Consider the following 10,624-nt stretch of genomic DNA (forward strand, 5'->3'; position numbering starts at 1 on the left):
TGGAGGTGACCCAGTCGCAAAACTGGTTCCACGCAGAAGCGCCTTGGCGCTGCTGAATAGTGGTTGTCATGAGAACGCGAAGAGAATGTTCCAGAGGAACGGGTATGGAAGGTGGCAAGCCACCGGACGGAATCCCGTCAAGCGAATTGGTTCGAGACATGGACTGTAACGGAAGATTGCGCAAAGTGTGAGAGCCGCACTCCAAGCGAGTCATGACAGCTTCCAGCGCAGGGCAGATGGGCGGCAATCCGTAGCCAGCTGCCCAGCCCACTGCTAGGAGATGGATAGATCAGGATGCGTCTACGGCATGGCCCTGCCTCATCAATTTCAAGCCCTGCCCCTGCGCGCCGCCCTAGCAACCTTGGCCGCAGCCTCCCTGCTTGCGGCGGGCTGTCAGCGCCAACCCTCAGCCGAGCTGCAAGGACTGCAGCAGCGCCAAGAGCAGCTGGAAGTGAAGATCCAACAACTGGAGCAAAAACTCAATTCGGTGACTCCCGGCAACGGCGCCGATCCGGCCGGCAAACCTCCGGCTGGAGCCATCAAATCCTTGACCTACCGCAGCGGCACTGAAGAGGACCGCCTACGCATTTATTGGGCAGATGGCAGCACCAGCGACTTGCCCTGCACCAAGGAGCAGACCACCACAGTGTGCGGCTGAACCACCTTGACAGTGCCTTTGGGGTTGAGTTGTGCTGGGAGGCTCCCCAGCTCCAAACCCATGGGTTCCCCCCTTGCTGCAGCAGCAGCGTTGCTCAACCCGCGAATGCTGGCGGCAAGCATGTTGGTTGCCAGCTGCCTGGGAGCCAGCAGCCTGCCCCTGCTGACGCCAGAACCGGCTCGGGCGCAGGCCGACGCTTCCGTTCCATACAGCGCCGTGCGGGCCCTCAACTTGGCTCGCAACACCGCAGTGCAGAGCAACGGCGGCCTGGGGCTCTACCGCCCAGACAAGTGCATGTTTGAAATGGCGAGCGCCGGCAACAAATGCCTGATCAGCTCAACCAGTGCTGGCTATCTCTTTCGCTTCCTTGGCGGCGCCCCTGGCTGGCAGCAACTAAATCTGGCGCCTTCGGTGGAAACCGAAATCCGCATTTCCAGCGACGGGCGCACCGTCCTTGGCATCGACTACAACGGCGCCCCCCGTTGAGCCAGCTGGGAGGAAATGTCTGTTAGAGCCAGCAACCAGTCAGGCCCAACCGGCCAACATTGCCTGCGAGTGAGGCTTAGGGCAATGCCCTTTTCGCCATAGGCGGCCTCATTTACAAAGACGGGCCAGACGGACTCCTCCGCCAAATCCGGCGGCAGGGCCAGGCCAATTTCCTTACCGCAGGGATCGATAAACACCGGATCTCCCGCACGCAAGGGGCGCCAATCGCGATGCTGCAAGGCCGGATGCAGGCAGGCGGCGGGTGAACCATCTCGATGGCGCGGCAAATCCAGGCTGCCCAGATGGCAATGCACCACCAGCTCAGCCGGCAGCCTTAGGTGGCCTCGCTGGGCTGCCGCCAACACGGCCAGGGCCGCCTCAACGCCGAGCTGGCTTTGGCGGCAGATCTGAGCCTGGATAACCCCCTGGGGCACCGGACCCACCTCGATCACCAGGCCGCAGGGCCAGCGCTCCACCAAAAAGCCCGTTTGGGAAGCATCGGCCTCGTGCAAGTAAATAGGCAGCCCCAGCTCCCCCTGCAAACCCGCCGCCAGAGCTAGATCGGCCGGCCTCCGGCCATAGAGCACCAAGGAGTTGCCCATAGCGCTGGTGGTGCTGTGCAGGTCGAGCACCACCAGCGAAGCAGATTCAGCATCAGGGCCATGGCAAGCGAGCAGCTGGCGGGCGCGCTGCAGTTCAGCTTCGTTTCTCGAGGAATCCGCCAGCAGCTCGGGAGCAAAGCAGCGGTTTAAATCCCGCTCCACATAGCGCTGATTGACTTTGTGGGCAGCTGGGTTGCCCAGCACCAGCGCCACATCCAGGCCGTGGCGCCGCAGGGCCTCGGGCTGGCGGCGCCAGTGCTCCAGCAGCCAGGGGGCATTGCGTTCATTGCCGTGGGTGCCGGCCACCACCAGCACCTGGGCCGGTTTGACGGTTTGGCTCATCAAAAGAAGTGGGCCAGAGGTGGATTTCAGCCCCAGCCTGACGCAGATTCGGAGCTCTGCCGCCCCCGCAACCATGCCCCCCCCCGCCCCCTTGGTGCGCACGGCCCGCGCGGTCTGGCACTGGCAATGGCAACAGCTCATGGGTGGCCTGGGACCGGCCGATGCCGAGGGCAACTACCGCCGTCCCAGCGGGGCCTTCACGGCGCTGCCGCCCCTGCCCAGCGAAGCCGGCGCGGCTGATGGGCACGTGTTGCTTGTGGGGCGCAGCTGCCCCTGGGCCCACCGGGCCTGGCTGGTGTGGAGCCTGCGCCAACTGGGCAGCAGCATCAACCTGGTGGTGGTGGACCCCGATCCAGCCGAGGGGCGCTGGCGCTTTGCCGAGCCCTTCGAGGGCTGCGCCAGCTTGATCGAGCTCTACCAGCAATCCGGCGCTGATCCGGGGCAGCGGGCCACGGTGCCGGCGCTCTATTCCCGCAGCGAGCGGCGGATCCTGGTTACAGAGAGCGCCCGGCTGATCGAGCTGCTCAACCGCTGGCCCGCACCAGCAGGGCCCGATCTAGAGCCAAATGACCAGCAGGAAACCACAGAAATGTGGCGCACGCGGCTGCAGGGCGACGTCAACGACGGGGTGTACCGCTGTGGTTTCGCCCGCACCCAGGCCGCCTACGACCGGGCCGAGGCGGCCTTGTTTGCAGCGCTCCTGGATGCCAATGGGGCCTTGGAGCAAGCTCCTTGGCTGAGCGGGGCCCAGCTGAGCCTGGCCGACATAGGGCTTTTCCCGACCCTGATCCGGCTGGAGCTGGTTTATGCGCCTTTATTTGGTTGCAGCCGCCTACCCCTTTGGCAGCTTCCTGCCCTATGGGACTGGCGCCGGCGCTTTTACAGCCTGCCCGGCGTGGCCGAGACCTGCTTCCCGGAGGCCTGGCGCAGCGATTACTTCGGCGCCCTCTTTCCCCTCCATCCCTCGGGAATCATCCCGGCCGGGCCGCCACTCGCCACACTGGTGCAAGGCCGTGCCCAACCATGACTGATCCGATCTTTGAAGGGGTGTACGGCACCTACACGATTGACTCCACCGACCGGCGGGAGGTGCTCGGCTACCGCCTTGCCCTCACTGCGGTGGCCATCGGCCAAGCGGGCCTGCTGGTGCAGTGGCGCCAGCTGGGCCCGGAGCTGGTGTGGCCCTGGATGGTGCTGATGGCGGTGGGGCTGGGCCTGGCCCTGCGCTGGATCCACATCTACCTGGTGCCCCTGCACCGGGCCCTGCAGCTGTTTTGGCTGCTGGGCTGCCTTGGCGGCCTGGCATTGGCGATCCGCAGCGGCCCCGGCGCCATGCTGCCGGCCCTGGCCAGCCAGCCCCTCTGGATCCTGGCCATTGGCCCCTTCTTCGCCGCCTTGGCGGGGGTGGGCTTCAAGGAATTTTTCTGCTTCAGGCGACCGGAGGCGATCGGGGTGACCCTGCTGCTGCCTGTTGCCCTGCTCGGCCATCTGGTCGGCCTGCTGGACGGCCGGGTTACGACGAGCCTGCTGGCTCTCGAGACTGGGCTGCTGCTGCTGCTCTGCCTGCGCAAGTTCCCCATGCCCGCCGCGGCTGATGTGGGCGACAAGAGCGTGTTTGCTTACCTCAAAGGCCAAGCTGGCTCAGCTGGGGAGGCTGCACTTTGAGCTTGATCAGCCTGGTGGAGGCCAGCAAGGACTTCGGCATCCGCACCCTGTTTGAGGGCCTCACCCTGCACATCGGCGAGCGGGAGCGGCTCGGGCTGATTGGTCCGAATGGGGCCGGCAAGAGCACCCTGCTGAAGGTGCTTGCCGGCAATGAGCCCCTCGGCAGCGGCCAGCGCCGCTGTGCCCCCCGCACCCGGGTGGTGCTCGTAGACCAGGAACCCGGGCTGGACCCGGAGCACACCGTGCTGGAGCAGGTGTTTGCCGGTAGCGGCGAGAAGATGGCTTTGCTGCGGCAGCACACCGCCCTGAGCCAGGCCGTGGCTGATGACCACCACAACAGCATCGCCCTGGCCCAGCTGAGCGACCTGCACGACCGCATGGACCAGCTCAACGCCTGGGGGTTGGAGCAGCAGTGCCGCGAGGTGCTGGAGCGGCTAGGCATCGCCGACATCGAGCGCAAGGTGGGCGACCTCTCCGGCGGCTATCGCAAGCGGGTCGCCCTGGCGGCGGCCCTGGTGGCCGAGCCCGACGTGCTGCTACTGGATGAACCCACCAACCACCTCGACGCCAACGGGGTGGAATGGCTGCAGAGCTATCTCGACCGCTTCTCCGGCGCCCTGGTGCTGGTGACCCACGACCGCTACGTGCTCGATCGGGTCACCCGCCGGATCGTGGAGGTGGATCGGGGCCTGGCCCGTAGCTACGCCGGCAACTACGCCACCTACCTCACCCATAAGGCCGAGGAGGAGGCATCAGAGGCGGCATCAGCCAGCAAGTTCAAGGGAACGCTGCGGCGGGAATTGGCCTGGCTCAGGCAGGGTCCCAAGGCCCGCAGCACCAAGCAGAAAGCCCGCATCCAGCGCATTGAGGAGATGCGGGAGGCACCCCAGCGCCAAGGCCGGGGCCAGGTGAGCCTGGCCACCAGCAGCCGGCGGCTCGGCAAGCGGGCCATTACCGCCGAAGAGCTAGAGGTAAGTGTGGGCGAAGGGGCCGAGGCCAGGGCCCTGCTGCGCGCCTTCAGCTACGACTTCAGCCCGGAAGACAGGGTTGGCATCATTGGCCCTAATGGGGTGGGCAAGTCGAGCCTGCTGGAGGTGATCGCCGGCCAGCGCCAGCCCAGCGGCGGCAGCCTCGAATTGGGTTCCACCGTGAAGCTCGCCTACTTCGACCAGCACAGCGACGTGCTGCTCAAGCCCGACCAGAAGGTGCTGGAGGTGGTTCAGGCCGCCGCCAGCCGGGTTGCGGTGGATGGCGAGGAGCTGAGCGCCTCCCAGTTGCTGGAGCGCTTCCTATTTCCACCGGCCCAACAGCACCAACCGGTGGCCAAGCTCTCCGGCGGCGAGCGGCGGCGGCTCCACCTCTGCCGGCTGCTGATTGGGGCCCCCAACGTGCTGCTGCTCGATGAGCCCACCAACGACCTGGATGTACAAACCCTGAGCGTGCTCGAAGACTTCCTCGAAGACTTTCGCGGCTGCGTGGTGGTGGTCTCCCACGACCGCTACTTCCTCGATCGCACCGTAGATCGGCTGTTCTGCTTTGAGAATGGCGAGCTGCAGCGCTTTGAGGGCAACTACAGCGCCTACCTAGAAGCGAGCTCCGCCCGCCAGGCCACACCCAGGAGCCCCAAGCCCCCCAAGACCCCAGCACCTCAGCCCAGTAAGACCCCGACTCGGCGGCGGAGCTTCAAGGAGGGCCGGGAGCTGACAGAACTAGAGGCGAACCTGCCGGCATGGGAGCAGCAGCGCCGTGACCTAGAGCTAGCCCTAGCCAGCTCAGGCGGCGACTACGCCGCCCTCGAGGGCCTCACCCAAGAACTCGCCGCGCAAACTGAGCGCATCCGCTGCGGCGAAGAGCGCTGGCTCGAACTCAGCGAGTTGGCGGAATGATTAGGCGGCAACGGAAGCAGTAGTCGGTGGGCGGCCATCGCATGAGGCGTGCCGTCAGGATTCCACTTTGATGCACTTTTGCTGCTAGCTAAGCCAAGGCAGATCAGGAGCAGGCCACAAGGAAGCGAAACGTCGTGGGGGGCCCGTATGGTGAGTGATGACGAGTTCTGGTCTTCTGAGGCCGGTATCCGAATGAAAAGCATCGACGAGCACATCCAGCAGGACCAGAGCGAGATCGAGGCCGCCAAGGCCGCCGGCGACCTGGGCAAGCTTCGCCACTTGGAGGAAGAACTTCAGGGTCTCAAGGAGTTCAAAGACCACCATCCCGAGGACAGCCACGACCCCACCCCGCTTGAGGTGTTCTGTGACTTGAACCCTTCGGCCCCCGAGTGCCGCGTCTACGACGACTGATTTTCTAAGGTTGAATGATGCCGAGCTGCTGCCACACCGCGGCCAGCAGCTTCGGCAAATTTTTTGAGGCAGCAGCTGAAATAGCCAAAACGGGCAAGCCACCACGGGCCTGCACCTGCTGGCTCACTTTCTCCATGAGCTCTTCGAGGCTGGCTGGATCGAGCAATTCGATCTTGTTGAGCACCACTAGGCGGGGCCTCTGGTCGAGCCCATGGCCGTAGGCGGTGAGCTCCCCCTCGACCACGTTCAAGTCGGCGACCACATCCTCAGCGCTGGAATCGATCAAGTGGATCAGCAGCCGGGTGCGCTCGATGTGGCGCAGGAAGTCGTGCCCCAGCCCTGCCCCCTGGGCCGCTCCAGCGATCAAACCAGGAATGTCGGCAAAGACGGTGCCATCACCACTGGGACGGCGCACCACCCCCAGGTTGGGCACCAGGGTGGTGAAGGGGTAATCGGCGATCTTGGGCCGAGCTGCTGAAAGCACCGAAATCAAGGTGCTCTTGCCGGCATTGGGCAAGCCGATGATGCCAACTTCAGCCAGCAGCTTGAGCTCCAGCTGCAGCAGCCACTCCTCTCCCTCCCTGCCCTCGGTGAACTTCTCCGGGGCCCGGTTGCGGTTGCTGAGGTAGTGGGCATTGCCCAGGCCGCCGCGGCCGCCAAAGGCCACCAGTAGCTCCTCACCTGGATCGGTGAGATCACCTAGCAAAATTGAGGTGCGGGCATCGCGCACCACCGTGCCGCAGGGCACCTTGATCACCAGCTGGTTGCCGCTGGCACCGGTGCAGCGGTTGGGGCCGCCCCGGCGACCATCGACCGCCAAAAACTGCCGCTTGTACTTGAAATCCAGCAGGGTCTGGAGGTTGGCGTCAGCCACCAGCAGCACGTCGGCACCACGGCCGCCATCGCCGCCGGAAGGGCCGCCTGCTGGCACATATTTCTCGCGGCGAAACGCCACGATTCCGTCGCCGCCTCGGCCGGCCTTGACCGTTACGCGGGCTTGATCGATGAATTGCATTGGAACAAACCTAGGATCGCGCCGTCTGAAGACCCGTCTTGGCAGAGGTTCGCTTCCAGCAGGTCAGCAAGACCTACCCACCCCGGCGCGGTGGTGATCCGGTGCAGGTGCTGCGCCAGCTGGATCTACAGATTCAGGACGGCGAATTTTTGGTGTTGGTTGGGCCCTCTGGCTGCGGCAAAAGCACCCTGCTGCGCCTACTGGCTGGCCTAGAGCAGCCCAGCCAGGGGGAGATCTTCGTGGGCAATCGGCCCGTGAGCTCCCTGCGCCCAGCCCAACGGGACGTGGCCATGGTGTTCCAGAGCTATGCGCTCTATCCCCATCTCACGGTGGCCGGCAACATCGGCTTCGGCCTGCGCCGCAGCCGCAACCGCACGGCCCTTGAGCAGCTTCAAGACAGCCTGCACCTAGCCACCAGGCGGCTGCCAGGGCCCTTGCGGCTGCGCTCACGGCGGGAGGAGCGCATCGCCCAGCGCATCGCCGAGGTAGCGGAAACCCTGGAGCTAGGCCAGCTGCTCGATCGGCTACCCAAGGAGCTTTCCGGCGGCCAAAAGCAGCGGGTTGCCCTGGGCCGGGCCATCGCCCGGGCACCGGCGGTGTTTTTGATGGACGAACCGCTCAGCAACCTCGACGCCAAGCTGCGCACCGGCACCCGCACCCAGATCGTTGAGCTGCAGCGACGCCTGGGCACCACCACCCTGTACGTCACCCACGACCAGGTGGAGGCCATGACCATGGGCCACCGCATCGCCGTGCTCAACGGCGGCCGGCTGCAGCAGCTCGGCACACCGATGCAGCTCTACCAGTGGCCCGCCAACTTGTTTGTGGCCCAGTTCATCGGCAGCCCGCCCATGAATCTGCTGCCGGTAAGCGCGATCGGCGCGGGTCAGGTGCAGCTAGGCAGCCGCAAGCTGGCGGTGGAGGGTCCCCTGGCCGAGGTGCTGGCGGCCCGGGCGGGCGAGGCGCTCACTGGCGGACTGCGACCCGAGCACTTCCAGCTAGCTCCCGCCACCAACCGCAACTTGCGGGCCGAGGTGAGCCATGGCGAAGCCCTAGGCAATGAGCAGCTGCTCACCTGCCGCCTGGAGGAGGGCGGTCACCTGGTGCAGGTGCGGGTCAGCCCTGAAGTAACCCTGCCGCCGGGGGCCAGCCTGCACCTCGATATTGATCCCCGCGGCTGGCGCCTGTTTGACGCCAGCGGCGATGCCCTGCCCCCATCCAGGCCCGGGGCCGCGCCGCCGGAGCTGACTCTGCCGCAGTTACCCCGCCTAGCCTGAATAGGTGCCATCCGTTCTTCCTAGCTACCAGCAATGGTGTCCGCTCGGCCCGGGGCTGGAGGCAGCTGAGATCGGCGCAGCACTGGCGCAGCTGGGCCAGGACTCCGAGGTTGAGAAAGTGGTTTTGTTTGGCTCCCGCGCCCGTGGCAACGCGCGATCGGACTCAGACCTAGACCTGCTCCTGATCGTGACGGGCAGCCTCACCCCGGAGCGGGAAAAGCGGCTGCGCCGCCGGGTGCGCAACCTGCTGCTGCCCCTGCTGCCGGTTGATCTAGACCTGCTGATCAGCGATGCCGCCACCACCAACAGATGGGCTGGCTCCCGCTGGCATGTGCTCGGCCACATCAACCGCGAAGGGGTGCCACTCGATGCCGCCTGAAGAGGATGCCCGCGCCATTTTGCGGCTGGCACTGCGGCACGAGCAGTCGTTGGCAGCCAGCCTGGATGCGGGCTTCGCGCAGGAGAACTGGGGGTTTCTCGCCCAGCAGTGCGTGGAGAATCTGCTCAAAGGGCTGATCGTGCTGGCCGATCAGCAGCCGCCCCTCAGCCACGACCTGGCGCGCCTGCAGTTCCTGGCCCTGATCCGCCAATTGCGCAGTGGCCTTGAGGCACGGCTGCAGCCGCCTTGGTGATCGACACCCAGCGGCCGTCGCTGGGGTCTGAGATCAGGCAGAAACCAGGCTCGCCAACTGCTCCCACTCGTCGCCGAACAGCCAGTCGTACTGGCGCCAGCGGCCCACGGAAGTGCTGTAGATCGGCTCGCGGGCCTGGCTGTGGCTGAGGGTGATCGGGATGCGCGGGTTGCGTTCGGGGTGCAGCACGCCCTCATGCATGGGCAGGTGCATGGCATCGAGGCAGCCGCGCAGGCTGGCTTCCGGCTGCGCCACCAGCGACTCGTAGCGGATGACGCGATGGTTGAGCTGGAGCCGCTCGATGGCCAGGCTGGTCAGTTGCAGATGGATGCTCAGCACAGCCCGGATCTGATCGAGGCTGCTCACCCAACCCAGGACGCCGGTGGGGCGGATCGCCGCCATGCTGAGGCTGAGGGCCAGGTCGCGGGGATCCCGGCGCAGGTGCAGCACCACCGATCCGGGCAGTACCTGGGCGATGGCGGGCAGCCACATCCAGCTGATCAGTGACTTGTCCACAATCCAGGCGGCCTGCCCATCGGCGAGGCGCTGGGCAGGCTGGCGGTAGATCCTGCCCAGGGCGGAGCGGCGCTGGCCGCTGAGGCAGGTGAGCTGTTCAGCACCGCAGCCCTGCTCCCCCAGCTCCCGGGAGAGCAGGGTCAGGCCCTGAAATTCGCCGATGCCACACACCGATGGATGGCCATCAAGCATCTGCTCCAGCAGCGTGGTGCCTGAGCGCGGCAGGCCCAGCACGAAGGCCACCCCGGGCTCGCCCGCAGAAGCGGCAGGCGGGGCGGGCGGCAATAACGGTTGGAGATCGGCGCAGCGCAGCGCCTCCAGCTGCTCCTGCAGCGGGGCCAGAAAGCCCTGCAGATCAAAAGGTGGGGCAGTGGCGCACTGCAGCTGCCGCGCCAGCGACCAAGCCTGGCGATGGCGACCGAGCTGGTCGAGCAGTTTCACGGCGTCAAATCCGGCCATCCGCCGCAGCTGGCCGGGGAAGCGACCCTCCGCCAGGGGCAGCAGGGCCGCCACGGACGCTTCCGGGTCGGTGGCGGCGCAAAGTCTGGCGTTAAAGAGCCGCCCCTCCGGCGTTGCCGCCCAGCCCGGCTGGCTGCTCAGCAACTGGGCCATAGCCGGTCGATCCCCGGCGTGATGGCAGGCATCTGCCAGAAAGGTGCAGGCCAGGGGGCCGATGGCGTCCTGGCGCTCGGCCAGGGGCTGGAGCAGCGCCAGAGCCTGATCCAGCTGACCCAGATGAAAGCACACATATCCCTGGATCAGGCGAAACCGCGGCGTGCGCCCCAGGGCTGACTCGATGGCATCCAGGCGCTCCTGGGCGCCCAGCAGGGCATGGGCAGAGGCCAGCTGCTCGGCTTCTGCGAGCAGGGCCCTGGGATTGGCAGGCGCGGCCCCGAAGCCGGAGCGGGCGGGCGGGCTACCAGCCTTGCGCCTGCCGGCGGGGTTTGCCTGGTTGCGAGCGCTGGGCATGGCTTTGATGGTTCCCCCATCCCGGTAGGTGGCACCGGCACGGGGCTGGGAGGTCAGCGCGTCGTGACAGCCTAAACAGCCCTGCTCGCCCCAACACAGGCCACGCAAGGGAGCGGGCCCGCACCAGCGCCTATGCCAAACAAGAAAGTGGCGTCGCTCCCCTTG

General features: G+C 66.2%; 12 protein-coding genes. 9 read left to right on the forward strand and 3 right to left on the reverse strand.

The window, feature by feature from the left end:
• Positions 1-280 precede the first annotated feature (280 nt).
• Positions 281-658: a hypothetical protein gene (locus tag AC01FP_RS14260; RefSeq protein ID WP_474481180.1), complete on the forward strand. Its 378-nt coding sequence runs from the start codon at positions 281-283 to the stop codon at positions 656-658.
• Between the two features lie 60 nt (positions 659-718).
• Positions 719-1,144, forward strand: coding sequence for a hypothetical protein (locus AC01FP_RS14265; RefSeq protein WP_474481182.1), 426 nt, complete (start codon positions 719-721; stop codon positions 1,142-1,144).
• Here AC01FP_RS14265 and AC01FP_RS14270 read toward each other — a convergent pair.
• Positions 1,123-2,088 carry an aspartoacylase gene (locus AC01FP_RS14270; protein WP_474481184.1) on the reverse strand — a complete coding sequence of 322 codons (966 nt, stop codon included), beginning with the start codon at positions 2,086-2,088 and terminating at the stop codon, positions 1,123-1,125. The two genes, AC01FP_RS14265 and AC01FP_RS14270, sit on opposite strands and share 22 nt — an antisense overlap.
• Positions 2,089-2,161: 73 nt before the next feature.
• Between AC01FP_RS14270 and AC01FP_RS14275 the strand changes: the two genes are divergently transcribed.
• The 4 genes from AC01FP_RS14275 (at position 2,162) to AC01FP_RS14290 (ending at position 6,050) form a co-directional block, all read left to right on the forward strand.
• Positions 2,162-3,115: a glutathione S-transferase C-terminal domain-containing protein gene (locus tag AC01FP_RS14275; RefSeq protein ID WP_474481185.1), complete on the forward strand. Its 954-nt coding sequence runs from the start codon at positions 2,162-2,164 to the stop codon at positions 3,113-3,115.
• Positions 3,112-3,753: a DUF2301 domain-containing membrane protein gene (locus AC01FP_RS14280; protein WP_474481187.1), complete on the forward strand. Its 642-nt coding sequence runs from the start codon at positions 3,112-3,114 to the stop codon at positions 3,751-3,753. The genes AC01FP_RS14275 and AC01FP_RS14280 overlap by 4 nt, the downstream gene beginning before the upstream one ends.
• Positions 3,750-5,639 carry an ABC-F family ATP-binding cassette domain-containing protein gene (locus AC01FP_RS14285; RefSeq protein WP_474481189.1) on the forward strand — a complete coding sequence of 630 codons (1,890 nt, stop codon included), beginning with the start codon at positions 3,750-3,752 and terminating at the stop codon, positions 5,637-5,639. Before AC01FP_RS14280 ends, AC01FP_RS14285 begins: the two co-directional genes overlap by 4 nt.
• A 192-nt stretch (positions 5,640-5,831) precedes the next feature.
• Positions 5,832-6,050 carry a CP12 domain-containing protein gene (locus AC01FP_RS14290; protein ID WP_322764904.1) on the forward strand — a complete coding sequence of 73 codons (219 nt, stop codon included), beginning with the start codon at positions 5,832-5,834 and terminating at the stop codon, positions 6,048-6,050.
• A 4-nt stretch (positions 6,051-6,054) separates the two neighbouring features.
• Here AC01FP_RS14290 and obgE read toward each other — a convergent pair whose 3' ends face one another.
• A complete protein-coding gene (gene obgE / locus AC01FP_RS14295; RefSeq protein WP_474481192.1) occupies positions 6,055-7,065 on the reverse strand; it encodes a GTPase ObgE in 1,011 nt (336 codons plus the stop codon).
• Positions 7,066-7,103: 38 nt separating this feature from the next.
• Here obgE and AC01FP_RS14300 point away from each other — a divergent pair, with 38 nt between their 5' ends.
• Genes AC01FP_RS14300 through AC01FP_RS14310 form a run of 3 tightly spaced genes read left to right on the forward strand, consistent with a single transcriptional unit; the run spans position 7,104 to position 8,974 of the window.
• Positions 7,104-8,342, forward strand: a complete 1,239-nt coding sequence (locus AC01FP_RS14300) for an ABC transporter ATP-binding protein (protein ID WP_474481194.1) — start codon at positions 7,104-7,106, stop codon at positions 8,340-8,342.
• Positions 8,343-8,346: 4 nt separating this feature from the next.
• The gene (locus tag AC01FP_RS14305) at positions 8,347-8,721 is read left to right on the forward strand and encodes a nucleotidyltransferase domain-containing protein (protein WP_474481197.1); all 375 of its coding nucleotides are present in this window, start codon (positions 8,347-8,349) and stop codon (positions 8,719-8,721) included.
• Positions 8,711-8,974: a HEPN domain-containing protein gene (locus tag AC01FP_RS14310; RefSeq protein ID WP_474481200.1), complete on the forward strand. Its 264-nt coding sequence runs from the start codon at positions 8,711-8,713 to the stop codon at positions 8,972-8,974. The genes AC01FP_RS14305 and AC01FP_RS14310 overlap by 11 nt, the downstream gene beginning before the upstream one ends.
• Before the next feature lie 33 nt (positions 8,975-9,007).
• On the opposite strand, the gene AC01FP_RS14315 is transcribed toward AC01FP_RS14310, so the two are convergent.
• Positions 9,008-10,459, reverse strand: coding sequence for a sulfotransferase family protein (locus AC01FP_RS14315; protein WP_474481202.1), 1,452 nt, complete (start codon positions 10,457-10,459; stop codon positions 9,008-9,010).
• Positions 10,460-10,624 lie beyond the last annotated feature (165 nt).

Source organism: Cyanobium sp. NIVA-CYA 375 (genome assembly GCF_056108345.1).